The 25,483-nt window shown below is 62.0% G+C and carries 24 protein-coding genes; 7 read left to right on the top strand and 17 right to left on the bottom strand.

Annotated elements, in window-relative coordinates:
* The first annotated feature begins 92 nt into the window (after positions 1 to 92).
* The 6 genes from NIM87_RS09380 (at position 93) to glgX (ending at position 11,285) form a co-directional block, all read left to right on the top strand.
* A complete protein-coding gene (locus tag NIM87_RS09380; protein WP_254674399.1) occupies positions 93 to 2,564 on the top strand; it encodes a glycogen/starch/alpha-glucan phosphorylase in 2,472 nt (823 codons plus the stop codon).
* Positions 2,565 to 2,668: 104 nt separating this feature from the next.
* Complete coding sequence (gene glgB, locus NIM87_RS09375; RefSeq protein WP_254674398.1) at positions 2,669 to 4,864, top strand: 1,4-alpha-glucan branching protein GlgB; 2,196 nt, start codon at positions 2,669 to 2,671, stop codon at positions 4,862 to 4,864.
* 57 nt (positions 4,865 to 4,921) lie between these two features.
* Entirely contained in the window at positions 4,922 to 6,193 is a 1,272-nt protein-coding gene (gene glgC / locus NIM87_RS09370; protein ID WP_254674397.1) for a glucose-1-phosphate adenylyltransferase, read from the top strand.
* Complete coding sequence (glgA, locus tag NIM87_RS09365; protein ID WP_254674798.1) at positions 6,193 to 7,653, top strand: glycogen synthase GlgA; 1,461 nt, start codon at positions 6,193 to 6,195, stop codon at positions 7,651 to 7,653. The genes glgC and glgA overlap by 1 nt, the downstream gene beginning before the upstream one ends.
* Positions 7,634 to 9,268, top strand: coding sequence for an alpha-D-glucose phosphate-specific phosphoglucomutase (locus NIM87_RS09360; RefSeq protein ID WP_254674396.1), 1,635 nt, complete (start codon positions 7,634 to 7,636; stop codon positions 9,266 to 9,268). The genes glgA and NIM87_RS09360 overlap by 20 nt, the downstream gene beginning before the upstream one ends.
* A 13-nt stretch (positions 9,269 to 9,281) precedes the next feature.
* On the top strand, positions 9,282 to 11,285 hold the full coding sequence (glgX, locus tag NIM87_RS09355) for a glycogen debranching protein GlgX (RefSeq protein WP_254674395.1): 2,004 nt from the start codon (positions 9,282 to 9,284) through the stop codon (positions 11,283 to 11,285).
* A gap of 9 nt (positions 11,286 to 11,294) precedes the next feature.
* Here the strand turns inward: glgX and ureG are convergent, their stop codons facing one another.
* The 12 genes from ureG to NIM87_RS09295 all read right to left on the bottom strand — a co-directional run bounded on the left by ureG (position 11,295) and on the right by NIM87_RS09295 (position 18,973).
* Positions 11,295 to 11,927 (bottom strand): urease accessory protein UreG, encoded by a 633-nt coding sequence (ureG, locus tag NIM87_RS09350; RefSeq protein ID WP_254674394.1) that lies wholly within the window; start codon positions 11,925 to 11,927, stop codon positions 11,295 to 11,297.
* Between the two features lie 17 nt (positions 11,928 to 11,944).
* Entirely contained in the window at positions 11,945 to 12,376 is a 432-nt protein-coding gene (locus tag NIM87_RS09345; RefSeq protein WP_254674393.1) for a DUF3995 domain-containing protein, read from the bottom strand.
* Positions 12,373 to 13,029: an urease accessory protein UreF gene (locus NIM87_RS09340; protein WP_254674392.1), complete on the bottom strand. Its 657-nt coding sequence runs from the start codon at positions 13,027 to 13,029 to the stop codon at positions 12,373 to 12,375. Before NIM87_RS09340 ends, NIM87_RS09345 begins: the two co-directional genes overlap by 4 nt.
* Positions 13,026 to 13,499 carry an urease accessory protein UreE gene (locus NIM87_RS09335; RefSeq protein WP_254674391.1) on the bottom strand — a complete coding sequence of 158 codons (474 nt, stop codon included), beginning with the start codon at positions 13,497 to 13,499 and terminating at the stop codon, positions 13,026 to 13,028. The genes NIM87_RS09340 and NIM87_RS09335 overlap by 4 nt, the downstream gene beginning before the upstream one ends.
* A gap of 5 nt (positions 13,500 to 13,504) precedes the next feature.
* Positions 13,505 to 14,092 carry a hypothetical protein gene (locus NIM87_RS09330; RefSeq protein WP_254674390.1) on the bottom strand — a complete coding sequence of 196 codons (588 nt, stop codon included), beginning with the start codon at positions 14,090 to 14,092 and terminating at the stop codon, positions 13,505 to 13,507.
* A gap of 6 nt (positions 14,093 to 14,098) precedes the next feature.
* Positions 14,099 to 14,515, bottom strand: a complete 417-nt coding sequence (locus NIM87_RS09325) for an MliC family protein (protein ID WP_254674389.1) — start codon at positions 14,513 to 14,515, stop codon at positions 14,099 to 14,101.
* Between the two features lie 78 nt (positions 14,516 to 14,593).
* Positions 14,594 to 16,303: an urease subunit alpha gene (ureC, locus tag NIM87_RS09320; RefSeq protein WP_254674388.1), complete on the bottom strand. Its 1,710-nt coding sequence runs from the start codon at positions 16,301 to 16,303 to the stop codon at positions 14,594 to 14,596.
* A 112-nt stretch (positions 16,304 to 16,415) separates the two neighbouring features.
* Entirely contained in the window at positions 16,416 to 16,817 is a 402-nt protein-coding gene (locus tag NIM87_RS09315; RefSeq protein WP_254674387.1) for a hypothetical protein, read from the bottom strand.
* A gap of 94 nt (positions 16,818 to 16,911) precedes the next feature.
* Positions 16,912 to 17,217: an urease subunit beta gene (locus NIM87_RS09310; protein ID WP_254674386.1), complete on the bottom strand. Its 306-nt coding sequence runs from the start codon at positions 17,215 to 17,217 to the stop codon at positions 16,912 to 16,914.
* An 11-nt stretch (positions 17,218 to 17,228) separates the two neighbouring features.
* Positions 17,229 to 17,807: a HupE/UreJ family protein gene (locus NIM87_RS09305; RefSeq protein ID WP_254674385.1), complete on the bottom strand. Its 579-nt coding sequence runs from the start codon at positions 17,805 to 17,807 to the stop codon at positions 17,229 to 17,231.
* An 11-nt stretch (positions 17,808 to 17,818) separates the two neighbouring features.
* Complete coding sequence (locus tag NIM87_RS09300) at positions 17,819 to 18,121, bottom strand: urease subunit gamma (protein ID WP_254674384.1); 303 nt, start codon at positions 18,119 to 18,121, stop codon at positions 17,819 to 17,821.
* 9 nt (positions 18,122 to 18,130) lie between these two features.
* Positions 18,131 to 18,973 (bottom strand): urease accessory protein UreD, encoded by an 843-nt coding sequence (locus NIM87_RS09295; protein ID WP_254674383.1) that lies wholly within the window; start codon positions 18,971 to 18,973, stop codon positions 18,131 to 18,133.
* A 77-nt stretch (positions 18,974 to 19,050) separates the two neighbouring features.
* Between NIM87_RS09295 and NIM87_RS09290 the strand changes: the two genes are divergently transcribed.
* Positions 19,051 to 19,473: a hypothetical protein gene (locus NIM87_RS09290; RefSeq protein WP_254674382.1), complete on the top strand. Its 423-nt coding sequence runs from the start codon at positions 19,051 to 19,053 to the stop codon at positions 19,471 to 19,473.
* Positions 19,474 to 19,526: 53 nt separating this feature from the next.
* Here the strand turns inward: NIM87_RS09290 and urtE are convergent, their stop codons facing one another.
* From urtE to urtA, 5 genes are all read right to left on the bottom strand, one after another.
* Complete coding sequence (urtE, locus tag NIM87_RS09285) at positions 19,527 to 20,231, bottom strand: urea ABC transporter ATP-binding subunit UrtE (protein ID WP_254674381.1); 705 nt, start codon at positions 20,229 to 20,231, stop codon at positions 19,527 to 19,529.
* Positions 20,228 to 20,977 carry an urea ABC transporter ATP-binding protein UrtD gene (gene urtD / locus NIM87_RS09280; protein ID WP_254674380.1) on the bottom strand — a complete coding sequence of 250 codons (750 nt, stop codon included), beginning with the start codon at positions 20,975 to 20,977 and terminating at the stop codon, positions 20,228 to 20,230. The genes urtE and urtD overlap by 4 nt, the downstream gene beginning before the upstream one ends.
* Positions 20,978 to 20,981: 4 nt before the next feature.
* Positions 20,982 to 22,184 carry an urea ABC transporter permease subunit UrtC gene (gene urtC / locus NIM87_RS09275; protein WP_254674379.1) on the bottom strand — a complete coding sequence of 401 codons (1,203 nt, stop codon included), beginning with the start codon at positions 22,182 to 22,184 and terminating at the stop codon, positions 20,982 to 20,984.
* A gap of 163 nt (positions 22,185 to 22,347) precedes the next feature.
* Positions 22,348 to 23,961 (bottom strand): urea ABC transporter permease subunit UrtB, encoded by a 1,614-nt coding sequence (gene urtB / locus NIM87_RS09270; protein WP_254674378.1) that lies wholly within the window; start codon positions 23,959 to 23,961, stop codon positions 22,348 to 22,350.
* Between the two features lie 188 nt (positions 23,962 to 24,149).
* Complete coding sequence (urtA, locus tag NIM87_RS09265) at positions 24,150 to 25,451, bottom strand: urea ABC transporter substrate-binding protein (protein ID WP_254674377.1); 1,302 nt, start codon at positions 25,449 to 25,451, stop codon at positions 24,150 to 24,152.
* Positions 25,452 to 25,483: the final 32 nt, after the last annotated feature.

The following is a 25,483-nucleotide window of genomic DNA, read 5'->3' as shown; positions in this document are numbered from 1 at the left end:
CACGGTGTGCCGGGGGGCTTTCCCATGCACAAATTAAGTGCAAGACTATAGTCATTCTGAGGGGAACATCGTCATGAACACTGGATTGCGATATGCCGCAAAAGCCGATCGTCTACGATGCGCCCACGCCCGAACCCCGCGCGACGACAGTTGAGGCCCTTCAGGCCGAAATCCTTGAAAACCTGATCTATTCGGTTGGCAAGGACCCCATTGTTGCCCGGCCACACGACTGGCTGAAGGCCACCATCCTGGCGGTTCGCGACCGCATCATGGATCGCTGGATGGAAAGTTCCCGCGAGACCTGGCGGACGTCGCACAAGCGCGTCTATTACCTCAGCCTCGAGTTTCTCATTGGCCGCCTGATGCGCGACGCGATGAGCAATGTCGGGCTGATGGAGCCGGTGGCCGAGGCGCTGAAAAACCTTAATGTCGATCTGGGTGACCTGATTGCCCTTGAGCCCGACGCAGCGCTGGGCAATGGCGGCCTTGGGCGCCTTGCGGCATGCTTCCTTGAATCCATGTCCTCGGTAAAGATCCCGGCCTATGGCTATGGCATTCGCTATGTGCATGGCCTGTTCCGGCAGGAAATGAGCGAAGGCTGGCAGGTCGAACTGCCCGAAGACTGGCTCGCCCATGGCAATCCCTGGGAGTTCGAGCGCCGCGAAAGCGCCTATGAGGTCGGCTTCGGCGGTCATGTTGAGCCGGTGACAGACCCGGATGGGACCGTGCGCCAGGAATGGCACCCCAACGAACACCTGCTGGCGGTGGCCTATGATACGCCTATCGTCGGTTGGCGGGGCAGCCGGGTGAACACGCTGCGCCTCTGGAGCGCGCAGCCGATCGATCCGATCCTGCTCGATAAGTTCAACTCGGGCGACCATATCGGCGCGTTGGAGGAAAGCTCCAAGGCCGAAGCCATCACCCGCGTGCTTTATCCTGCCGACTCGACGGCGGCTGGCCAGGAACTGCGGTTGCGCCAGGAGTTCTTCTTCTCCTCCGCCTCGCTCAAGGACATCGTGCGCCGCCACCTGCAGCAATATGGCGATCTCGGTTCGCTATCCGAAAAGGTGGCCATCCAGCTCAACGACACGCATCCCGCCATTTCGGTAGCCGAGCTGATGCGCATCCTGGTCGACGAGAACGGCATCAAATGGGCCAAGGCCTGGAAGATTGCCAAGGGCACTTTTGGCTATACCAATCACACGCTGCTGCCCGAGGCGCTGGAAAGCTGGCCGGTGGCCCTGCTGGAGCGGTTGCTGCCGCGCCATATGCAGATCGTCTATCAGATCAACGCTGACATTCTCACCGAAGCGCGGGGCAAGAAGGGCTTCAGCGATCAGCAGGTGGCGGCTGTATCCCTCATCGATGAGCATGGCGGGCGCCGGGTGCGCATGGGCCAGTTGGCCTTTGTTGGCTCACACTCGATCAACGGTGTTTCCGCGCTCCATACTGAGCTGATGAAGCAGACGGTGTTTGCGGACCTCCACAAGCTCTATCCCGAGCGCATCAACAACAAGACCAATGGCATTACGCCGCGGCGCTGGTTGATGCAGTGTAATCCGGGGCTGACCAAGCTCGTGACGGACCGCATCGGGCCCGATTTCCTCGACGATGTCGACAAGCTGCACCAATTGCTCGCCCATGCCGAGGACCCTGGTTTCCAGAAGCAGTTCGCCGAGGTCAAGCTCACCAACAAGAAGCGCCTGGCCAAACTGATCAAGGATCGGATGAACATCACCGTGTCGCCCGAGGCGATGTTCGACGTGCAGATCAAGCGCATCCACGAATACAAGCGGCAGCTGCTCAACATCATCCACGCCGTCGCGCTTTATGATGAAATCCGCGCCCATCCCGAAAAGGAATGGGTGCCGCGGGTGAAGATATTCGCTGGCAAGGCGGCGCCCAGCTATTGGAATGCCAAGCTGATCATCAAACTGATCAACGACGTGGCGCGGGTGATCAACAATGATCCGGCGGTGCGGGGCCTGCTCAAGGTGGTGTTCCTGCCCAATTACAATGTCAGCCTGGCCGAAGTGATCGTGCCGGCCGCCGACCTTTCCGAGCAAATCTCGACGGCGGGCATGGAAGCCTCGGGCACGGGCAATATGAAGTTCATGGCCAATGGCGCGATCACCATCGGCACGATGGATGGCGCCAATGTCGAGATGCACAAGGAAGTGGGCGACGACAATATCGTCATCTTCGGTCTGACCACCGAAGAGGTCGAGGACAAGCGTGGTCGCTCGGAAGTGCCGCGGGCCGCCATCGACAAGTCGCCGCGGTTGCGCGAAGCGCTGGAATCCATTTCCTCGGGGGTGTTCTCGCCGGATGACCCGCACCGCTATCGCGATCTGATCGGCGGCCTTTACGACCACGATTGGTTCATGGTGGCGCGGGATTTCGATGCCTATGCGGCGGCGCAGAGCAAGGTGGATGCCATCTGGCGCGACAAGAAGCGCTGGACCGCCATGGCGATCCGTAACACGGCCAGCGTCGGGTTCTTTTCGTCGGATCGGACGATCCGCCAATATGCGAGCGAAATCTGGGACGTGCCGACGGCGTGATTGTAGCGCGCGCGGAGCCGCCCTGACGAGAAGATCAGGTCCGTGCGCAGTTTTGTAGTTGGGTCGGCGCAGTGCATGTCGCGGGCCAGTGGGGGAGTGCGGGCGTGAGCGTGAGCAAGGAAATCTGGCAGGCCGATGGACGGGAAGTCGAGGCAATCGTGGCAGGTCGCCACAGCAATGCCTTTGCCTTTCTCGGCCTGCATGAGGTCGAGGGCCATTGGGTGCTGCGAGCCTTTGTTCCGCATGCCGAAACGCTCAACGCCTTCACGCTCGACGGTACGCTGCTTGGCCACATGATCCCGCGCCATGCGGCTGGGTTCTTCGAGGCCAAGGTCAATATCTCGGCGCGCCAGCCGATACGCTACGAGGCCAGGAACGCCGGCGGCAGCTGGAGCGTGTTCGATCCCTATTCCTTCGGCCCCGTCCTGGGACCGATGGACGATTATTACATCGGCGAGGGCAGTCACTTGCGGCTGTTCGACAAGCTGGGCGCCCACGAGATGGAGTTCGAGGGCATCCACGGCACGCATTTCGCCGTCTGGGCTCCCAATGCGCAGCGCGTTTCGGTGGTGGGTCCCTGGAATGAGTGGGACGGGCGACGCCATCCCATGCGCAACCGCCAGGGCATCTGGGAAGTGTTCATCCCGGTGCTGGGCACCGGCACGATCTACAAATACGAGATTGTCGGCCCCAATGGGCAGGTGCTGCCGCTCAAGGCCGATCCGTTCGCCCGGCAGGCCGAAATGCGTCCGCGCACGGCCTCGGTCGTGCCCGATCCGACGCCCTTCACCTGGACCGACCAGAAATACATGGAAGAGCGCGCCACGCGGGATTGGCGCCGCACGCCGATGTCGATCTACGAGGTGCACCTTGGCTCATGGCGCCGCCGGCCCGATGGCGGCTTCATGAGCTATGACCAGCTCGCCGAGCAGCTCGTCCCCTATGCGGCGGACATGGGCTATACCCATCTCGAATTCCTGCCGGTCTCCGAGCATCCGTTCGATCCGAGCTGGGGTTATCAGCCGACCGGCCTGTTTGCGCCCACGGCCCGATTTGGCGACCCGGCCGGGTTCGCGCGGCTGGTCAATGCGGCCCACGAGGCGGGGCTGGGGGTGATCCTTGACTGGGTGCCGGCACATTTCCCGACCGACGAATTCGGGCTCGCCCATTTCGACGGCACGGCGCTCTATGAGCACGAAGACCCGCGCCAGGGGTTCCACCCCGACTGGAACACGGCGATCTACAATTTCGGCCGCAAGGAAGTTTCGGGCTTTCTTACCAATAACGCGCTGTTCTGGTTCGAGCAGTTCCATATCGATGGGCTGCGGGTCGATGCCGTGGCCTCGATGCTCTACCTCGACTATTCGCGCCAGCCGGGCGAATGGGTGCCGAACAAGCATGGCGGCAATCAGAACCTGGAGGCCGTCGCCTTCCTGCAGCGGGTCAATGCCGAGGTCTACCGGGCTTTTCCCGGCGCCTTCATGATTGCCGAGGAATCCACGGCCTGGTCGGGCGTCAGCGCGCCGACCTATGCCGGCGGGCTGGGGTTCGGGTTCAAGTGGAACATGGGCTTCATGAACGACACGCTGCGGTACATGAGCCGCGAAGCGATCCATCGCCGGTTCCACCACAACGACATGACCTTCGGCCTGGTCTATGCGTTCAGCGAGAACTTCGTCCTGCCCCTCAGCCACGATGAGGTGGTCCACGGCAAGGGCGCGCTGATCTCCAAGATGCCGGGCGATGACTGGCAGCAGTTTGCCAATCTGCGCGCCTATCTCGCCTTCATGTGGGGGCATCCGGGCAAGAAGCTGTTGTTCATGGGCCAGGAATTTGCGCAGCGCGAGGAATGGAGCGAAAGCAAGTCGCTGGACTGGTGGCTGCTCGATGCGCCCAGCCATGAAGGCATGCGGCGGTTGGTCTCCGATCTCAACGCGGCCTATCGCAGCTTGCCCGCGCTTTACGAGCGGGACTGCGAGCCGGAGGGCTTCGAGTGGGTGATCGGCAATGATCAGGCCAATTCGGTGATGGCCTGGGTGCGCAAGGCGCCTGGGGCCGATCCGGTGCTGGTCATTTCCAATTTCACCCCGGTGCCGCGCAGCGGTTACAAAGTACCCATGCCTAAGGCCGGGCGCTGGGTCGAGCGGATCAATACCGATGCCGGCTGGTATTCGGGCGGCAACACCGGCAACCAGGGCGCGGTAATCGCCAAGGCTGTTGAGGGGCAGCATTGGCCGGCGGAGGCAGAATTATACCTGCCGCCGCTCGCAACCCTGTTTCTGAAATTCGAGCCGGCGTGAGACGGTTCGGTAGAGATACGACCCGGTGATATCCGGGCATAAGCGGAGGGACTTATAATGGCAGACTATCGAGTACCATCGCCGCTGGCGCGCGAGGCCATGGCCTATGTGCTGGCCGGTGGGCGTGGCACACGCCTGATGGAATTGACCGACCGGCGCGCCAAGCCGGCGGTGTATTTCGGCGGCAAATCGCGCATCATCGACTTTGCGCTCTCCAATGCCATCAATTCGGGCATCCGCCGCATTTCGGTGGCCACGCAATATCAGGCGCACAGCCTTATTCGCCACCTGTCGCGCGGCTGGAACTTCCTGCGTCCCGAACGCAATGAAAGCTTCGACGTGCTGCCTGCCAGCCAGCGGGTGCGCGAGGACATGTGGTATGCCGGTACCGCCGATGCGGTCTATCAGAACATGGACATCATCGAGGATTCGGGTGCGCGCTACATCGTCATTCTGGCGGGCGACCACATCTACAAGATGGACTATGAAATCATGCTGCGCCAGCATGTGGACACGGGCGCCGACGTCACCATCGGGTGCCTGGAAGTGCCGCGCATGGAAGCGACCGGCTTTGGCGTGATGCATGTCGATGGCCGCGACCGGGTGGTCGATTTCGTCGAAAAACCCAAGGATCCGCCGGGCATTCCCGACAAGCCGGACATGGCGCTGGCCTCGATGGGCATTTATGTGTTCGAGACCCGGTTCCTGATGGAGCAGCTGCGCCGCGATGCGGCGACAGAGGGTTCCAACCGCGATTTCGGCAAGGACATCATTCCCTATATCGTCAAGAACGGCACCGCCTGGGCACACCGCTTCCCGCGCTCCTGCGTCCGTTCGAGCAATGAGGAAGTCAGCTATTGGCGCGACGTCGGCACGATTGACGCCTATTGGAAGGCCTCGATCGACCTGACCGATATCAAGCCGCAGCTCGATCTTTACGACCGCGACTGGCCGATCTGGACCTATGCCGAGATCACGCCGCCGGCCAAGTTCGTGCACGATTTCGATGGCCGGCGCGGCTCAGCCGTCAATTCGCTGGTGTCGGGCGACTGCATCATTTCGGGCGGGCATCTGCAGCGTACGCTGCTCTCAACCGGCAGCCGCGTCCACTCCTACTCCATGCTCGAAGAGGCGGTGGTGCTGCCCTATTGCGACATCGGTCGCAACGCGCGGCTCAAGAAAGTGGTCATCGACCGCGGCGTGGGCATTCCAGAGGGTCTGGTGGTGGGCGAAGACCCCGAGTTTGACGCCAAGTGGTTCCGCCGTTCCGATGAGGGCGTGACGCTGATCACCCAGGCCATGGTCAACAAGTATCTGGCGGATCGATGATCGAAGTTCTCTCGGTTACCTCCGAGCTCTATCCGCTGATCAAGACGGGGGGCCTGGCCGATGTGGCCGGTGCCCTGCCGGGCGCGCTGAACGAAACCGGTGTCACCATGCGCACGCTGGTGCCCGGCTATCCGGCAGTCATGGGCAAGATGACCGGTGGGCGCGAGGTGGCCAGTTTCGATGATCTCTTCGGGGTCACCGGGCGGTTGATTGCCGGCCGGGTGGAAGGGCTCGATCTCATCGTGCTTGATGCGCCGGCGCTCTATGAACGTCCCGGCAATCCCTATATGGGCCCCGAAGGATGGGACTGGCCGGACAATTGGAAGCGTTACGCGGCGCTGAGTTGGGTCGCTGCCGAACTGGGTCATGGTCTGGTCGAGGGCTATCGCCCGCAACTGATCCACGCGCATGACTGGCAGGCTGGTCTCGTGCCCGCCTATGTCAAATTCGGTCCCTCATCGAGCCTCAAGACCGTCATGACGGTCCATAACATGGCGTTCCAGGGCACGTTCGGGGCGGAAATCTTTCCACAGCTCAGGCTGCCGGCGCATGCGTTCTCGGTCGAGGGTGTCGAATATTACGGCGGCGTCGGCTATCTCAAGGCCGGTGTCGAATGTGCCGATGTGGTGACCACCGTGTCGCCCACCTATGCCAGCGAAATCCGCACCCCGGCCTTTGGCATGGGTCTGGAAGGGCTGCTCAACAACCGTTCGGATACGGTGTTTGGCGTGCTCAATGGCATCGACATGGGCGCCTGGAACCCCGCAACCGACCCTGCGCTGGCGCAAAACTATACGGCCAGCACCATGCAGGCCCGGCAGGGTAATAAGCGCGCCGTGCAGGAAGCATTCGGGCTCGACGCGTCGGACGGGCCTCTGTTTGCCGTGGTCAGCCGCCTGACCTGGCAAAAGGGCATCGATCTTCTGGTGGCCAATATCGGCCTGCTGGTCGCGGCGGGGGCGCAATTGGCCGTGCTCGGTTCGGGTGATGCCGAGCTGGAAAATGCGGTGCGCAGCGCTGCCATGGAGCATCCGGGCAAGGTTGGTCTTGTCACCGGCTACAATGAAAAGCTCAGCCATCTGGTGCAGGGCGGCGCCGATGTGATGATGGTGCCGTCGCGCTTTGAGCCCTGCGGCCTGACCCAGCTCTACGCCTTGCGCTATGGCTGCATACCGCTTGTCAGCCGCGTCGGTGGGCTCAATGATACCGTGATCGACGCCAATGTGGCAGCTTTGCAGGCGGAAGTTGCCACCGGCGTTCAGTTTGCGCCGCCCAGCGAAACGGCGCTCGCCGACGCCATCAGGCGGACCCTGGCGCTCTATGCCGATGAGAAGTCCTGGAAGAAAATGCAGCGGCGCGGGATGAAGTCGGATGTGAGCTGGGAAGCCAGCGCCGCCCGCTATGCCCAGATTTATGCCGCCTTGATCGGATATTCGATAGATGACAGTGCAAGTGACTAAGACCACTCCCTTTGCTGACCAGAAGCCCGGCACGTCCGGCCTGCGCAAGCGCGTGCCTGTGTTCCAGCAGGCCAACTATGTCGAGAATTTCATCCAGTCGATCTTCGACAGCCTGGAGGGCTTTGCCGGCAAGACCTTGGTGATCGGTGGCGATGGCCGCTTCTATAATGATGTTGCGATCCAGAAAGCCATCCGCATCGCGGCGGCCAATGGCTTTGGCAAGGTGCTGGTCGGGCAGGGGGGCATTCTGTCGACACCGGCAGCCAGTCACGTCATCCGCCATAACCAGGCGTTCGGCGGTTTGGTCCTGTCGGCTAGTCACAATCCGGGCGGGCCCGACGGCGATTTCGGCATCAAATACAATATCGCCAATGGTGGTCCGGCGCCGGAGAAAATTACAGACGCGGTCTATGCGCGGACCAAGGTGATCGACAGCTACAAGACGCTGGATACGCCGGACATCGACCTCAACACCGTCGGTACGCAGATGGTCGGTGACATGGTGGTCGAGGTGATCGATCCGGTGGCCGATTATGCGGCCCTGATGCAGACGCTGTTCGACTTCGAGGCCATCCGCGCCATGTTTGCCGGCGGCTTCCGCATGACGTTCGACGCCATGCACGCGGTCACTGGGCCCTATGCCCATGCCATTCTCGAAGGGCTGCTCGGCGCGCCCAGGGGCACCGTCATCAATGGCGTGCCCTCGCCCACGTTCAACAATGGGCACCCGGACCCGAACCTGGTCTATTGCAAGGACATGCACGACCTCTTGATGACCGCCGACGGCCCCGATTTTGGCGCCGCCTCGGATGGCGATGGGGACCGCAACCTCATCATCGGCAAGAACCGGTTCGTCACGCCCTCGGATTCGCTGGCGCTGCTGGCCGCCAATGCGCATCTGGCGCCCGGCTACAAGAAGGGGATCGCGGGCATTGCCCGATCGATGCCGACCAGTGCCGCGGCCGACAGGGTGGCCGAAAAGCTCGGCATCGAGATGCACGAGACACCGACGGGCTGGAAGTTCTTTGGCAATCTGCTCGATGCCGGGCGCGTGACCATTTGTGGCGAGGAAAGCGCCGGCACGGGTTCGGACCATGTGCGCGAAAAAGACGGACTATGGGCGGTACTGCTGTGGCTCAACATCCTGGCTGTGCGCAAGCAGAGCGTCGATGCCATCGTGCGCGAGCACTGGAAGACCTATGGCCGCAATTACTATACGCGGCACGACTATGAAGAGGTCGACGCGGCCATCGCCGGCAAGCTGGTCGAGGATCTGCGGGCGCAATTGCCGGGCTTGCCGGGAAAGATCCTCGGCGAGGACCTGCAGGTCGCCTATGCTGACGACTTTACCTATCACGATCCGGTCGATGGCTCGACCAGTGCCAGGCAGGGTATCCGCATCGGCTTTACCGATGGATCGCGGATTGTGCTCAGGCTCTCAGGAACCGGAACCGTGGGCGCCACGTTGCGGCTTTACCTTGAGCGCTATGAGGCCGCCGATGGACGCCATGATCTCGACACCCAGCTTGCCCTTGAGCCGCTTATCGGGATCGCCGATGCCCTGGCCGGCATCAAGTCCAGAACCGGGCGCGACACGCCCAGCGTCATCACCTAGGCTTGCCTTGTCCATGAAACCTGAATTGGTGCCGCAAGGCGGCAGCGTGGAGAAGCTTGGCGCCACGGTGACCGCTGAAGGGGTCAATTTTGCCGTCTATTCGGAAAGCGCCAGTGTTATCTGGGTGTGCCTGTTCGATGAACAGGACAAGGAAATCGAGCGTTTCGAGCTCGATGTGCACCAGGACAATGTGCATGCCGGGCTGATCGCCAATGTCGGGCCAGGCGCGCGCTATGGGCTACGCGCCGATGGGCCCTATGACCCCGATCAGGCGCTGTTCTTCGACCCCAATAAGCTGCTCGTCGATCCCTATGCGCGGCACCTCGACCGGGTGTTCGTGCGCTCGCCCCGGCTGCGGCTGGCGCGTGAAGATGCGGTCGATACTGCCGATCTGGTCCCCAAGGCCATTGTCACGGCCGGCGGCAATGAGGTGGCGCATCCACGCAAGAAGTCGCCTTCGCTCTATTATGAGCTCAATGTGCGCGGCTTCACCATGCGCCACCCAAGCGTGCAGGGGCCGTTGCGGGGGAGCGTCGCGGCGCTGACCACGCGTCGAGTGATCGACCATTTCAAGCACCTGGGCGTCGATACCATTCAGTTGATGCCGACAGCGGCCTGGATCGATGAGGGCCATCTGCCCCAGCTGGGGCTGACCAATGCCTGGGGCTATAACCCGGTGGCCTATTTTTCCGTCGATCCGCGCCTGGCGCCGCGTGGCCCGCAGGAGATGCGGGTGATGACCGACGCCTATCGCAAGGCCGGCATCTCGGTGATCCTCGACGTGGTCTATAACCACACCGGCGAGGGTGACAGCCAGGGGCCGATCCTGTCGATGATGGGTCTTGATCCGCAGACCTATTATCGCTGGGTCGATGTGGATGGCAAAAAGCATCTCGTCAACGATACGGGCACTGGCAATACGCTGCGCTGCGATCACCCGGCGGTGCAGCGGCTGGTGATCGAAAGCCTGCGCTACTACGTCGAGGAACTGGGTGTCTCCGGCTTCCGCTTTGACCTTGCAACCATCCTGGGGCGCGAGCCGGGGTTCAACCCGGAAGCGGCCATGCTCAAGCTGATCAAGGCTGATCCGGTACTGAGCAAGTGTATCCTTGTTGCCGAGCCCTGGGACCCGGGTCCGGGCGGCTATGGGCTGGGCAAGTTCGGCAAGGAGTTTGCCGAGCACAACGACACCTATCGCGACGAAATTCGCGCCTTCTGGAAGGGCGAGAATGGCAAGATCGGCGCCCTGGCGGGCAAGGTGGCGGGGTCTTCGGAAATCTTCGATGTCGCGGGGCGCAAGCCAAGCGCCGGGGTGAACATGCTGGCCGTGCATGACGGGTTCACGCTGCGAGATCTCGTGACCTATCACGACAAGCATAATGAGGCGAACGGCGAGAACAATCGCGACGGGCACAACCACAATTCCTCATGGAACTGCGGCGTCGAAGGCGAGACCGATGATGCGGCCATCAACCATGCCCGCAAGCGCGACGTTCGCGCGCTTCTGGCGACCCTGTTCATGTCACGTGGCACCCCGCTGATCCAGCAGGGCGACGAGATGTATCGGACCCAGCAGGGCAATAACAACGCCTATGCCCAGGACAATGAGATCACTTGGGTCGACTGGGAAGGCGCCGATGGCGCGCTGGTCGATTTCGTCGGCGCCATCAACGCCTTCCGCAAGGCCCATCCTGCCATCAGCCACGACCACTGGCTCTCCGGGCAGGATCGCAATGGCGTCAAGGACGTCGTCTGGCTGCATCCCGACGGGCGCGAAATGAATGAGGGCGACTGGAACGACAGCAGCGCCTCGGTGCTCGGCATGCACTTGCGCTACAAGGATGACGAGGTGCTGGTGTGGTTCAATCGGCGCGTCGAGCCCGTTGTGGCGCGGTTGCCAGCGGACGATTGGGCTATCGGTATTCAGTCCGAGGATGGGTCCGAGGTGGCATTGACCGAAGGCACGGCCACCCTGCCGCCTCGCTCTGTGGTGGCGCTGGTGCGGCCGGCGGAATAGCCGTCCGCGCTACTCGGCGGCCTGAGCCTCAAACCCGCCGTGCTTTTCGATGAAGCCGATGATCTGGTCCAGGCTTTCGCGGCGCAGCAGGTCGGTAAAGACATAGGGCCGGCCTTCGCGCACCTTTTGGGTGTCGCTTTCCATCACCTCGAGGCTGGCGCCCACATAGGGGGCCAGATCGGTGTGGGTGATGACCAATAGATCCGAGCGGGAGATGGCCGGGCCGCCCTTGCGCGGGATCTTTTCGCCCTGCGCCACCGAGATCACGTAAATGGTGAGATCGGCGAGGTCGGGCGAGAACGTTGCCGCCAGATTGTCGCCGCCGCTTTCGATCAGGATGATATCGAGATCGGGGAACTTCTTGTTGAGCGCGTCGATGGCCGCCAGATTGAGCGAGGCATCCTCGCGGATGGCGGTGTGCGGACAGCCGCCCGTTTCGACGCCAACAATCCGTTCATTCGAGATAGCCTGGGCCCGCGCCAGGATCAGCGCATCTTCCTGGGTGTAGATGTCATTGGTGACAACGGCCATGGAATAGCGCTCGCGCATGGCCTTGAGCAGCATTTCGCACAGCGTCGTCTTGCCCGAGCCGACCGGCCCGCCGATGCCGATGCGCAGAGGTCCGTTGAGGCTCTTGGACATGGCTAACTCCTTGTCGGTCAAAGGAAACGCAGCGCAATAAGCGCCAGGAAGCCGATGCCGAGGAAGAGGCAAAGCGGCGAATAGACCCGAAGGTCGTTGATGCGAAAATTGGGTTCCGGGGTCACGGAAGCCCACCAGGGCGTGTAGCCGACAATACCGCGGGCTAGAAAAACAGCAGCAAAAACAAGGCCTACGAGGTTAAGCATCCACCCGCCGCTATCATGATCAGCCAGCGCCAGGGCAAAGCACCCAGCGGTAAAGGTGGCGACAGCGACAGCCAGCGAGGCCAGTCGCGGCGGCATGCGCTCGATGTCCTTGAAGCCCACGACCGTCTGGGCCAGCAGTTTTTCACTGCGGATCGGCCAGGTGCGGCCGAAGGCCCACATCAAGTGGGCGATGGATACGGCAAACAGGCCAATGAACATGAAGGACGAGAGGAGCATGTTCATGACCGGAAAATCCTTGTTGGCAGGGTTTCGTGCTGCATTTGCGCAATATCTGCGCCATAGGCGACGCTGCCAATAGCATCCAGTGCGGCATTGAGGCACAGCGCTGCCAGGTCGGCGACTTGCGGTTCCAGCCCGGCCATGATGGCGAGGCCGTCGCTCTGCCCGATAGGCACGAGCCGGACTGCCACCGAGACCTGGCTATGCACCGTGGCGGTGATGAAGGCGATCAGCGTGTCGTGCCTGTCGATGCCATGGGCGCCGGCCAGGGCGCCCACCGCGATGGGATAGGGACAGGGCTTTGGAAGGGTCAGCGGTGCTTCCGTCGGCCAGGCGGCGCTGGCGAGGACGAAGGCATTGCCGGTGAGTACGGTCTCGGCGTGACGCTCGCGGGCCGGGGTCAGCGCCAGGCAGAGATCGGCCAGTTCGGCCAGCTTTTGGCGCTCTTTATGCCCGGAGTGGGCATGCGCCAGAAGGATCGCGTCGGTCCTGAGGCCCCCATGGTTGAGGGTGCCGGCAATCCAGTTCTCCGCTGTCGCCCGGTCGGTCACCTTGCCCTGGACAATGGCGGTTTCCAGGCCCGCCGACCACGCGAACGCGCCTACCGGAAAGGCAGGAGACAACCAGGTCAGCAGTTTTTGCAGATCAGCGCTCACTTGCGGGCCAGAAGGGCGTGGCCGCCATCGCCATGGGCGTGGCTGTGATAGGCGCCATGCTCGGCAAAGAACGGCTCGGTGACCAGGCTGACTGTGGCCCCCAGACCCTTCAGCATAGTCTTGAGCACATGGTCGCGCTTGATCAGGATGCGGTCGGGCTCAAGCTGGGCGGGCGTGTGGCGATTGCCGATATGCCAGGCAAGGCGCAAGAGGTGGCCCGCGTCCTGGGCGCGGATTTCGTAGAGCAATTCCTCGGCGGCAATCACCTCGACCAGTTCACCGTTGTCGAGTTCGAGCGCGCCCTTGTGGTCCAACGTGACGGTGGCCGGAAAATCCACCATGACCTCGATGCCCTTCGCGCCGGTAAGCAGCTTGCGGCGCAAGCGGCGCTCATCATGGGCAAGGGTGATGGTGTCGATAATCGGGGACTTGCCGTGGTTGGCAGGAAGACAGGTGGTGGCGCGACGCATGGGGACTAACCGACAGTACTGAAGTAGCGGGTGATGAGAAAAGCCTGGTATGCGATGTGGATGGCCACGATGGCCATGTGGGCGCGCCGATCAGTGCTGCGCCACGCCCAAATACATAGCAGAAGGCCGAGTGGCACCTGACTGAAATAGCTCCAGTCAAACTGGTTCCAATGGGACTGTCCCTTGATGAAGGTATCAATGGTGTCGAGCAGGAAGGTGGCGGCAAGGATGCCGAAAAACCAGTGCCGGCGCTTGAGGAAGAAATCTTCGTAGCCGGTATATTCGGAGATGTTGTCGGGAGAGAGCAGGGCGGCCATCAGGAAGAGAGTGATGGCATAGGTCATGATGAAGAGGACAAGCCCGAAATGCCAGACTTCGATCCGGTGCAGAGCAAATTCCCACCACCAGAACAGGACCAGTTCGAGCAGGATCGAGCCCATCCAGAGCAGATGCAGGGCCGACACCTTGGCGCGGCTGGGGTGCTGAAGAATTCCCGCAAGTGTCATGAGAATTCGGGTAATGCCCAAGCCAATTATGGTCCCCAAAACGATGCGGATATGGGGAAACAACTGCTGGGCAATCGACTGGTCCATGAGCGATCAGGGCGTGTTGCTGGTTTCGGCACAGGTGGCGAGGGGGTCGGCATCCTCGTCCTGGGTGAGATCGCGCAATGTGGCCTCGCCCTGATGGCTCCACCATTCGTAAGGACCGGCGACGTAACGCGCGCCTGAGGCGGAGAGGGTGGTTGCAAAGACCAGGCTTTGTCCCTCGACCGGCAAAATTGCCAGGAAGTTGGGCGCGGCATTCACATACTGGACGCTGAGCGTCAGATCGCCGTCGCACTGATAGACAACGATGCGGCGCTCGATATCGCCCTGGCTTTCAAGGGTCAGTGTCAGGGCGGCCGACGCCGTCGTCGGTGTCGGCAACGCGGCCTCTGATTGGGCTTGAGCAATACCGGGGAGCGTTAGGGCGAGCAAAGGTAGTGCAGCAAGTGAAAGCGGCGGCTTGATCATCGCGTTTCTCCAGTGGGGTGAGTTGGGCCGTGCCAGGTCACCCCACCATCATGTCGTTTGCGCGACCACGCAAGCGGGTCAGAACAGGAAATAGCGCTGGGCCATCGGCAATACCGTGGCCGGCTCACAAGTGAGCAATTCGCCATCGGCGCGCACTTCGTAGGTTTCGGGATGGACGTCGATGACCGGGGTGGCGGTGTTGAGCTTCATCGACGCCTTGCCGATGCCGCCGCGGGTATTGGAGACCGGCACCAATTGCTTGTCGACGCCGAGGCGGCTGCGCAGGCCCGCGTCATGCGCAGCCTGCGAGATAAACACGACCGAAGAGCGACTGACCAGCTTGCCATAGGCACCGAACATGGGGCGATAGTGCATGGGCTGGGGGGTCGGGATCGAGGCGTTCGGGTCGCCCATGGGCGCTGCGGCGATGGAGCCGCCCAGCAGCACCATTTCCGGCTTCACGCCAAAAAAGGCCGGGTTCCAGAGCACGAGATCGGCGCGCTTGCCCACTTCGACTGAGCCGATGTGCTGGCTCATGCCATGGGCGATGGCCGGGTTGATGGTGTATTTGGCGATGTAGCGGCGAACGCGGAAATTGTCGTTGTCCCCGGTTTCGTCGCTGAGGCGTCCACGCTGTCGCTTCATTTTGTCGGCGGTCTGCCAGGTGCGGATCAGCACTTCGCCAACGCGGCCCATGGCCTGGCTGTCCGACGAGATGATCGAGAGCGCGCCCATATCGTGCAGAATGTCCTCGGCCGCGATGGTTTCCTTGCGGATGCGGCTTTCGGCGAAGGCTACGTCCTCGGGGATGGACTGGTCGAGGTGGTGGCAAACCATGAGCATGTCCAGATGCTCGGCGATGGTGTTGACCGTGTAGGGCCGCGTCGGATTGGTCGAGGAGGGGATGACATTGGGCAGGCCCGCGACCTTGAGGATATCCGGTGCGTGGCCGCCACCAGCGCCCTCGGTGTGAAAGGCGTGGATGGTGCGGCCCTTGAAAGCGCCCACGGTGTCCTCGACGAAACCGCTTTCGTTGAGCGTATCGGTATGGATCATCACCTGCACGTCATAGGCGTCGGCAACCGAGAGGCAATTGTCGATGGCGGCGGGCGTGGTGCCCCAGTCCTCATGCAGCTTGAGAGCGGACGCGCCGGCCAGGATCATTTCCTCGAGCGGCGCGGCTAGCGCAGCATTGCCCTTGCCGGCCAGCGCCAGGTTCATCGGGAAGGCTTCGAAGCTTTCGATCATGCGTTCGATGTGCCAGGCGCCGGTGCAGGTGGTGGCGAGCGTGCCATGGGCCGGGCCGGAACCGCCGCCGAGCATGGTGGTGACACCGCTCATCAGTGCTTCTTCGATCTGTTGGGGGCAGATGAAATGGATATGGGCGTCCATGCCGCCGGCGGTGATGATTTTGCCCTCGCCGGCAATGGCTTCGGTGGAGGGGCCGATGATGATGTCGACGCCGGGCTGGGTGTCGGGATTTCCGGCCTTGCCGATGCCGGCGATGAGCCCGTTCTTGAGACCGATGTCGGCCTTGTAGATGCCGGTGTGGTCTACAATCAGCGCATTGGTGATGACCGTGTCGACGGCGCCCTGCGCGCGGGTGCGCTGGGACTGGCCCATGCCATCTCGGATGACCTTGCCGCCGCCGAATTTGACCTCCTCGCCATAGGTGGTGAAGTCTTTTTCCACCTCGATGATGAGTTCGGTGTCGGCAAGGCGGATACGGTCGCCAGTGGTGGGACCGTACATATCGGCGTAGGTGGCGCGAGAAATCCGTGCTGGCATGTCGTGTCCCGTATAAACGCCCGGGGCAAAGGCTTCCCGGGGTAACTCTGGCTTGTCGCATCACGGCTGGCAAGAGCCGGGATGCGGGTGGAAGCCGGAGCGCCCCGTTCGATCAGTGTCGCGCGCGGGTCCGGCGATAATGGGCGACGGCGCTGTCGATCATCTGATCCAACAGCTTTTCGCCGGTCATGAGATCGGCGTCACTGCGCTGGGTCATGGCGACCAGCGAGACGCCGAGCAATTGCAGGGCATAGGCCTGCTTGGTCTGGCCGTTCTGGTGCGCCTTGTTGCCACGCGTCTGGAAGGAGTCCAGCAAGGCATCATAGGCCGCCGCAGTCATGGCCTGCTTGGCGCCGGTCCAGCTCTTTTGCTCAAGACTATCAGCCAGACTGGCGGCAAGGCTGCCGATCAGTTCCATGGCCTCGGAATCCTTGATCCCGTTCTGCTTGAAATCCGCAAGAACGGAAACAAAGCGTTGCTTGAACAGGGCTTCCTTGGTCGGCTCGGTGGTCATGGCATGGTCCTGAGAGTGGATCACCGCCCTTAAACCAGCTTTCGCCCGTCAGCGCCATGCTTGGGGGAGGCGAAATTGCGCTCCGCCAACAGTGTTATAAATCCCCCATCACCTGTTGCCGGAACCCGAAAATGCGCCGGTCGCCGCTCATGGGGACCAGGCGCACTTCGCGCGTCTGGCCTGGCTCGAAACGCACGGCGGTTCCGGCTGCGATATCAAGCCGCATGCCGCGCGCCCTGTCGCGATCAAAGCGCAGGCCGGCATTGGTTTCATAGAAGTGATAATGTGAGCCGACCTGAATAGGCCGGTCGCCGGTATTGGCGACTTCAAGCAGCACTTGTTCGGCGCCGGCATTCAGTTCGATATCGCCTTTGGCGGGAAAGACTTCTCCGGGGATCATGGCTTTGCCTCCTAGCCGCCGATTGCCAGCCAGATGCCGCCCATGGCGGTGGCGGCGCCGATGATGCGGGTCAGGGCCCGGCCGCTGAAGCGGGTCAGCAGGAGACCGGCGCCGATGCCCACCGCATGCAAGGCCGCCGTCGCGGCAATGAAGCCGAGTGCGAATTGCCAGGCGCCGGCGTTGCCCAGTTCGCCGCCATGGGCGTGGCCATGGAAAAAGGCAAAGAAGCCAACCAGGGCGGCAATGGCCGAGGTGGGTACCGGCAGAGCGAGGGCGATGGCGATGCCAATAAAGATCACGGAAGCCATGATCACCGGCTCGACGAAAGGCAGCGGCACACCTGCAATGGCCGCGCCAAAACCGAGTACCATGGTACCGACAAAAGCCGCCGGTACGATCCAGATGGCCTTTCCACCTTGCATCGCCGCCCAGACGCCGACGGCTACCATGGCCAGGATATGGTCCAGTCCGAGCAGCGGATGGCTGAAGCCGGCCACGAGGGAGCCGTGGGCCACTGGATCGACATGGGCAAAGGCGGGCAGAGTGGCCGCGAGGGTCAGAGCCAGGGTGAGCAGGCTGCGCTTGAGCATGGTTTGTCCTCTTAGCGGATCGGCTGGTGAACGGTGACGAGCTTGGTGCCGTCGGGGAATGTGGCTTCCACCTGAACGTCGTGAATCATCTCGGCTATGCCCTCCATCACCTGGTCGCGGGTGACGACATGGGCGCCTGCTTCCATCAGGTCCGATACAGCGCGGCCATCGCGCGCGCCTTCGACCACGAAATCGGTTATGAGGGCGATAGCCTCGGGATGGTTGAGCTTGACGCCGCGCTCGAGGCGCTTGCGCGCCACAACGGCGGCCATGGAGATCAGCAGCTTGTCTTTTTCACGGGGGGTGAGGTTCATTGCCGGGTCCTAGAGATGCCAGAGGCGCGGCAGGCTGCCGGCGCCGGTAAGTTCAATCAAAACTGGTACGATCAGGCGCCGCAAGGCAAGCCCGGTTTTGGCCATGGCCCGGATGACGAGACGCTCGCCATTGGCGCTGGCAGCAATGGCACTGTCGGCGGGCAGGAAGGCGCGCAGCCTGGCGCAGAGTGTCTCGGCTCGCTCTTTGGTTGCCGCGACATGCAGTACCGAGGCGAATGCCCGATTGCCGGCCAGCAGCGAGAGACTGGAGCGTTCAGCACTGTGTGCGCACAATTGGGTCGCCTCGGCATGGATCAGCTGGCCATTGCGACGAATGCGCCAGTTGTCGCGCAATAGCGCATCGCTGGCGTCCTCGCCCATGGCATCGCGGCCGAGCAGCACGGACTCGATGGCCGTCAACGTGGCGCCCCCGGCAAGGTCGACATCCAGTTTGCGGTCGAGCTTGCTGGCGGCAAAGAGGATGGTTTCCTGCGGCAACCAGTCAAGGTGAGCGTCCGCGCCCACCCGCAGATGCGTTTCGACACGCGCAAAGTCGCCGGTCGAGCGGTAGCTGCGTTCACATGCCTGGGTGGTGAGCACCAGATGGCCGCCAGCGGCGACGTCAGCGCTCCATTGCAGATGGTCGCCACCGGTAATGCCGCCTGCAGTGTTGATAAGCACGGCTTCAAGACTGCTCGAGTGCGTATTGGGCAGGCGGATCTTGCCGCACCCTTCCTGGAACAAGGTGTCGAGGCGCGTTCGGCTATCACCCTGCTTGGTGACAATTCGGCCAATGCCGCGCGCACGTTGCAGCGTCGGAGCAATCACGATTTCTTTCTGGGCAAATTTCACTGCAACGATCCTGCGATCACCCCGTTGTGGGAGTGAGCAAACGCTCTTTCAGAGATGATTTTCAAGAGGTTATTCAAATGACCATCAAATCCGCACTTTCCGTTATTGCCCTTGCCACCGGTCTGGTTGCCACCCCGGCTATTGCCCAGACCACCATGATGATCGGTACGCAGACCGTCGCCGAGGCCGATGTTGAGGCCGTCAAGGCCCGCTGCCTGGATCTCAAGACTGCTGCCGATACTCAATCGTTGGTCACCACTTCGGAAGGCGAAGAGGCTGATACCGACGCAGATACCGACGCTGACGCTGATGCAGAGTTGGACGCAGACGCTGAAGTCGATGCGGGTGAGGTTGCTGTCGATGCAGAGACCGAAACGACGCTTGAAACAGACGCTTCCATCGCGAATGCACCTGCAACGGACGCCGAAACGGCCACTTCGGTTGATCTGGACATCATTACCCTTGAAGAATGTGAGGCTGGTGGCTGGCTGGAAATGTAACTGGCTCAGACCTCTAGTCGACAGGCGCCCCGGTTTTTCCGGGGCGTTTTTGTTTACACCATCAGGTGCCGGCGTACTTCGGGCAGATCGAGGTCGCTGGCTGGCCCTGAATGCATGATCTCGCCACGGTCCATCACGTAGATGTCGTCGGCAATTTCGCGGCAGAAATCGAGGAATTGCTCGACCAGGAGGATGGTCATGCCCTTTTCGTCGCGCAGGAATTGCAAGGCGCGGCCAATATCCTTGATGATCGAGGGCTGGATGCCTTCGGTCGGTTCATCGAGGACAAGAACCTTGGGTCGGGTGACCAGCGCACGCCCGATCGCGAGCTGCTGCTGCTGGCCACCCGAGAGATCGCCGCCCCGGCGGCCCAGCATGGATTTGAGCACCGGGAACAGCTCGAAAATGTAGTCGGGAATGTTGCGGTCGGCGCGAGCCAGCCCTGCATAGCCGGTTTCAAGGTTTTCCTTGACCGTCAGCAGCGGGAAAATCTCCCGGCCTTGCGGCACATAGCCGATGCCCATGCGGGCGCGCTTGTAGGGTGGGGTGCGCTTGAGCACTTCGTCGCCAAAGGTGATGTCCCCGGCCGAAATGTGGTTGATACCGGTGATCGCCCGCAGGGTCGAGGATTTGCCAACGCCATTGCGCCCCAGCACCGAGGTGATGCGGCCCGGCTGGCAGGTGATGGAAATGCCCTTGAGCGCCTGGGCGGCGCCATAGTGCAGGTCGATCATGTTGATGGTGAGAGCGGCGGTCATCGTCCCAGATACCTTTCAATCACGACGGGGTTGGCGCTGACCTGGTCGAGCGTGCCTTCGGCCAGCACTGATCCTTCGGCCAGGCAGATGACCCGCGAACCCAGGTCGCGCACGAAGCTCATGTCGTGCTCTACCACCACCACCGATCTCGTGGTTGCAATCTCGCGCAGCAGCTTGGCGGTCTCTTCGGTTTCGCTATCGGTCATGCCGGCGACAGGCTCATCGACCAGCAGGAGTTTTGGGTCCTGGGCCAGCAGCATGCCGATTTCGAGCCACTGCTTCTGACCATGGCTCAGATTGGCGGCCAGTTCGTCCTTCCGGGCGTAAAGCCGCACGGTTTCAAGGATTTCGGTGATGCGCGCCACGTCGGCGTCGCTGGCGGTGTAGAACAGCGCTGCAAAGATGCCGCGCGGCTTTTTCAGCGCCATTTCGAGATTGTCCCAAACGGTGTGGCTCTCAAACACCGTCGGCTTCTGGAATTTGCGGCCAATGCCCAGATTGGCAATGGCGGCCTCGTCCAGCTTGGTCAGATCGGTGCGTCCATCGAACAGCACCTGCCCCGCATCGGGGCTGGTCTTGCCGGTGATGATGTCCATCATCGTGGTCTTGCCCGCGCCGTTGGGGCCGATGATTGCCAGCATTTCAGCCGGCTTGACGATGATCGAGAGGTTGTTGATGGCCTTGAAGCCATCAAAGGCAACCGAGACGCCGTCGAGATAGAGCATGGTGTCACTGGCTGTGCTCATGACCTTACTCCGCGGGCTTGGGTTGAGGATTATCGCCGAAACTGTCCGGGTCTTCCCCGCGCTCGATATCAGCGGACTGTGCCGGCGTCGGGGCCGTTGGCTGCTCGGCCTTGGCGCGGCGGGCCCCGAAGAATTGTGTCCAGAGACCGACAATGCCCTTGGGCAGGAAGAGGGTGGTGAAGATAAACAGCGCGCCCAGCGCAAACAGCCAGAACTCGGGCAGGGTGGTGGTGAACCAGGACTTGCCCAGATTGACCACAATGGCGCCGATGATCGGCCCGATCAGCGTGCCGCGCCCACCCACGGCGGTCCAGATGACCACTTCGATGGAATTGCCCGGCTCGAACTCGCCGGGATTGATGATGCCGATCTGCGGCACATAGAGCGCCCCGGCAATGCCGGCCATGATTGCCGAGACTGTGAATGCGAAGAGTTTCACATATTCAACGCGGTAGCCGAGAAACCGAGTGCGGCTCTCGGCGTCGCGGACCGCGACCATCACCTTGCCCAGCTTGGAATTGACGATCATCGAGCAGACCAGAACCGAGAGCGCCAAGGCAATGGCAGTGGCTGCGAAGAGAGCAGCGCGGGTGCCAGGAGCCTGCACTGGAGCTCCGAGGATGTCCTTGAAGTCGGTGAGGCCATTGTTGCCACCAAAGCCCATGTCATTGCGGAAGAAGGCCAGCAGCAGGGCGAAGGTCATCGCCTGGGTGATGATGGAGAGATAGACGCCGGTGACGCGGCTGCGGAAGGCAAAGAAGCCGAAGATGAAGGCGAGCAGGCCCGGCACGAAAACCACCATGGCCATGGCGAACCAGAAATTGTCGAAGCCCAGCCAATACCAGGGCAATTCCTTCCAGTTGAGGAAGACCATGAAATCGGGCAGCACCGGATTGCCATAGACGCCACGGCTGCCGATCTGGCGCATCAGATACATGCCCATGGCATAGCCCCCGAGCGCGAAGAACGCGCCGTGACCGAGCGAGAGAATGCCGCAATAGCCCCAGACCAGGTCGAGCGCGAGCGCGAGAATGGCATAGGCCAGATATTTGCCCATGAGCGAAACCAGATACGTCGGCACATGGCCGAACTGCCCGGGCGGGATCAGCAGATTGGCCATCGGCACCAGCGCGGCGACGGCGAGGAAAATGCCGATGACCCAGATGGCTTTCTTGTCCAGAGCGCGGAACAGGGCTTGGGTCAGCATGCGTTTGTACCTTTCAGAAAGGCGCCCTCACCCGGCGCTACGCGCCGACCTCTCCCCCAAAGGGAGAGGTGAAGAGGGCCGAGGTCGCGGAGCGACACCTCTCCCTGGGGGGAGAGGTCGACGGCAAAGCCGGCGGGTGAGGGGGCCTTAAGCCGCGTCGTCATCATTGCTCCACCGCCCTTCCCTTGAGGGCGAAGAGTCCGCGCGGGCGCCGCTGAATGAAGAGGATGATGAGAACGAGGATGAGGATTTTGCCCAGGACGGCCCCGGCATAGGGTTCGAGGAACTTGTTGGCGACGCCCAGGGTCAGCGCACCCACCAGCGTACCCCAGAGATTGCCGACGCCGCCAAAGACCACGACCATGAAGCTGTCGATGATGTAGTTCTGCCCGAGGTTGGGCGAGATATTGTCGATTTGGGTCAGCGCGACGCCGGCGAGACCGGCAATGCCCGAGCCGAGGCCGAAGGTCATGGCGTCGACAAAGGGGGTGCGGATGCCCATTGCGGAGGCCATGCGGCGGTTCTGCGTCACGGCGCGCATCTGCAGGCCGAGCGGTGTGCGGTTGAGGATCATGAGCAGCATGAAGAAGACGATCAGCGCAAAAATGACGATCCAGAAGCGGCCGTAGGTGATCGAGAGTCCGTAGAATTCGGTCGAGCCGGACATCCAGGTCGGCGCGATCACCATCTGGTTGGTCGGTCCGAAGATGGAGCGCACGGTCTGCTGCAGGATCAGCGACAGGCCCCAGGTGGCGAGCAGGGTTTCGAGCGGGCGGCCATAAAGCCAGCGGATAATGCCGCGCTCGATGCCCACGCCGATGGCGCCGGTCACGAGGAATGCCGCGGGCAGGGCAATGAGCAGGGAATAATCGATGAGGCCGGGGAAATTCTGGCGGATAATCAGCTGCACCATGAAAGTGGTGTAGGCGCCCAGCATCACCATCTCGCCATGGGCCATGTTGATGACCCCCATGACGCCGAAGGTGATGGCCAGGCCGATGGCGGCCAGGAGCAGGACCGACCCCAGCGAAATGCCGAACCAGACATTCTGCAAGGCCCCCCAGACGGCGCGCTCCTGCTCAAGGCCGGCAAGTGCTGCTTCGATAGCGGGTTGCAGTTCCGCCGGCGCGCTGTTGCGAGCACCATTGAGGATGGTGATGGCGCCGCGGCCGGCACCGGCTGTTACCAGCGGAACGGCGGCCTGGCGTTCCTCGATGGACGCCTCATCGTCACCCAGAATGGTGACGGCGCGCGCTGTCTGCATTGCCTTGAGTACATTGGCATCTGTTTCGGCGGCGATGGCTTCGTCGAGCAGGGGAATATTGGCCGGGTCGGGTTTTGCTAGAAAGCCGTTGGCGGCGGTGAGGCGGGTGGCCGGGTTGTCGCTCATCAGCGTCATGCCTGCGAGGGCGGCAGCGATATCGCGCCTGAGACCATTGTTGACGCGGATTTTCGAGAGGTCGGCATCGGCACCGAGTTCGACCGCCTCGCCGGTTATTGGATTGAGGTACGACGAGCCACGCTCGATCAGCACGGCCCCGGAGGTTTCCTCGAAATAAAGGGTGCCGGCTCCAAGCGCAGTGAGGGCGGGGACGACGGCGCTGTCCCCGGTGGCGGCAAGGTCGGTGACCAATTGCCCGAGTTCTTTGAGGCTTGCCTCACCCATGGCCGCGATGCCGGCGGGGATATCGATGGGGGTGTCCTGGGCGCGCAATGCGTTTGAGGGCAGCAGAAGCGACAGGATGAGCAGCACCACGCGCAGGAGATTGGTCAGCATCGCTTGGTCGTCCTTGTCGGTTCGGGAGAAGTTCCCCTCCCCTTGAGGGGAAGGGTTAGGGATGGGGGTGTCGGATCATCTCAGACCGCTAGAGCCTGATTATCCCTGGACACCCCCACCCCAGCCCTCCCCTCAAGGGGGAGGGGGCAAGTCGAACATGGGGCGATGTCGTGCCCCATGTGGGGTCGTTACATTGCCGAACCGCAGGTGCTGGTTTCGGTGTTGTAGTTGCCGCAGCTGATCGGCGCAGTCCAATCGGCTTCGAGCATCTTGCTCTCGGGCAGGAAGTCGGACCATGCGTCGCCGGGGACGAGGTCTTCGGTTTCCCAGACCACGAAGAACTGACCGTCGTCCTGGATTTCACCGATCAGCACCGGCTTGGTGATGTGGTGGTTGGGGAGCATCTTGGCGATGCCGCCGGTCAGGTTCGGGGTTTCGAGGCCAACGATGGCGTCGATGACGGCGTCGGCGTCGGTGGTGCCGGCGGCCTCGACAGCCTTAACCCAAAGGTTGAAGCCAATCATATGGGCTTCCATCGGGTCGTTGGTGACGCGGTCTTCCGAGCCGATGAAAGCCTGCCAGTCAGCGATGAAGGCAGCGTTTTCGGGGGTATCGACCGACATGAAGTAGTTCCAGGCAGCCAGGTGACCCACCAGCGGGGTGGTGTCGAAGCCCGAGAGTTCTTCTTCGCCAACCGAGAAGGCCACAACCGGGATGTCCTCGGCCATCACGCCCTGGTTGCCCAGTTCGCGATAGAACGGCACGTTGGCGTCGCCATTGATGGTCGAAACCACGGCAGTCTTCTTGCCGGCCGAACCGAAGGCCTTGATGTCGGAGACGATGGTCTGCCAATCGGAATGACCGAAAGGCGTGTAGTTGATCATGATGTCTTCGGCGGCCACACCCTTGTCGAGCAGGTACTGCTCAAGGATCTTGTTGGTGGTCTGGGGGTAGACATAGTCCGTACCGGCCAGCACCCAACGCTCGACGGAACCACCGTCTTCGCTCATCAGGTAGTCGACAGCCGGAATAGCCTGCTGGTTCGGGGAGGCGCCGGTGTAAAACACGTTGCGCTGGGATTCTTCACCTTCGTATTGGACGGGGTAGAAGAGCAGCGAGTTGAGTTCTTCGAAAACCGGCAGCACCGACTTGCGGCACACCGAGGTCCAGCAGCCGAACACGGCATCGACTTCATCGACTTCGATCAACTGGCGGGCCAGTTCGGCGGCCAGCGGCCAGTCCGAGGCAATGTCGACCACGACGGGTTCGAGCATCTTGCCCATTACGCCGCCCTTGGCATTCTGCTGTTCGATCAGGAACAGCATGGTGTCCTTGAGCGTGGTTTCCGAAATCGCCATCGTGCCCGAGAGCGAGTGGAGAATGCCCACCTTGATGGTGTCGTCCTGTGCCATTGCCGGCACGGCGGACAGCGAAACGCTGCCGGCCAAGGCCGCAGCGAGCAGAGCGCTCTTTGCGCTGAAAATGTTCATATGTTTGTCCCTCTAGAACTGTTGAGCCCCGA

The sequence above is a fragment of the Devosia ureilytica genome, from assembly GCF_024273195.1.
Lineage (GTDB): Bacteria > Pseudomonadota > Alphaproteobacteria > Rhizobiales > Devosiaceae > Devosia > Devosia ureilytica.
This window is presented reverse-complemented; position numbering and strand designations above follow the sequence as displayed.

Excerpts from the sequence above, each read along its gene's own strand:
- NIM87_RS09380 (WP_254674399.1), top strand. The coding sequence starts at position 93 with ATGCCGCAAAAGCCGATCGTCTACGATGCGCCCACGCCCGAACCCCGC.
- glgC (WP_254674397.1), top strand. The coding sequence starts at position 4,922 with ATGGCAGACTATCGAGTACCATCGCCGCTGGCGCGCGAGGCCATGGCC.
- NIM87_RS09360 (WP_254674396.1), top strand. The coding sequence starts at position 7,634 with ATGACAGTGCAAGTGACTAAGACCACTCCCTTTGCTGACCAGAAGCCC.
- glgX (WP_254674395.1), top strand. The coding sequence starts at position 9,282 with ATGAAACCTGAATTGGTGCCGCAAGGCGGCAGCGTGGAGAAGCTTGGC.
- ureG (WP_254674394.1), bottom strand. The coding sequence starts at position 11,927 with ATGTCCAAGAGCCTCAACGGACCTCTGCGCATCGGCATCGGCGGGCCG.
- NIM87_RS09345 (WP_254674393.1), bottom strand. The coding sequence starts at position 12,376 with ATGAACATGCTCCTCTCGTCCTTCATGTTCATTGGCCTGTTTGCCGTA.
- NIM87_RS09335 (WP_254674391.1), bottom strand. The coding sequence starts at position 13,499 with ATGCGTCGCGCCACCACCTGTCTTCCTGCCAACCACGGCAAGTCCCCG.
- NIM87_RS09330 (WP_254674390.1), bottom strand. The coding sequence starts at position 14,092 with ATGGACCAGTCGATTGCCCAGCAGTTGTTTCCCCATATCCGCATCGTT.
- NIM87_RS09325 (WP_254674389.1), bottom strand. The coding sequence starts at position 14,515 with ATGATCAAGCCGCCGCTTTCACTTGCTGCACTACCTTTGCTCGCCCTA.
- ureC (WP_254674388.1), bottom strand. The coding sequence starts at position 16,303 with ATGCCAGCACGGATTTCTCGCGCCACCTACGCCGATATGTACGGTCCC.
- NIM87_RS09315 (WP_254674387.1), bottom strand. The coding sequence starts at position 16,817 with ATGACCACCGAGCCGACCAAGGAAGCCCTGTTCAAGCAACGCTTTGTT.
- NIM87_RS09310 (WP_254674386.1), bottom strand. The coding sequence starts at position 17,217 with ATGATCCCCGGAGAAGTCTTTCCCGCCAAAGGCGATATCGAACTGAAT.
- NIM87_RS09305 (WP_254674385.1), bottom strand. The coding sequence starts at position 17,807 with ATGCTCAAGCGCAGCCTGCTCACCCTGGCTCTGACCCTCGCGGCCACT.
- NIM87_RS09300 (WP_254674384.1), bottom strand. The coding sequence starts at position 18,121 with ATGAACCTCACCCCCCGTGAAAAAGACAAGCTGCTGATCTCCATGGCC.
- NIM87_RS09290 (WP_254674382.1), top strand. The coding sequence starts at position 19,051 with ATGACCATCAAATCCGCACTTTCCGTTATTGCCCTTGCCACCGGTCTG.
- urtE (WP_254674381.1), bottom strand. The coding sequence starts at position 20,231 with ATGACCGCCGCTCTCACCATCAACATGATCGACCTGCACTATGGCGCC.
- urtD (WP_254674380.1), bottom strand. The coding sequence starts at position 20,977 with ATGAGCACAGCCAGTGACACCATGCTCTATCTCGACGGCGTCTCGGTT.
- urtC (WP_254674379.1), bottom strand. The coding sequence starts at position 22,184 with ATGCTGACCCAAGCCCTGTTCCGCGCTCTGGACAAGAAAGCCATCTGG.
- urtB (WP_254674378.1), bottom strand. The coding sequence starts at position 23,961 with ATGCTGACCAATCTCCTGCGCGTGGTGCTGCTCATCCTGTCGCTTCTG.
- urtA (WP_254674377.1), bottom strand. The coding sequence starts at position 25,451 with ATGAACATTTTCAGCGCAAAGAGCGCTCTGCTCGCTGCGGCCTTGGCC.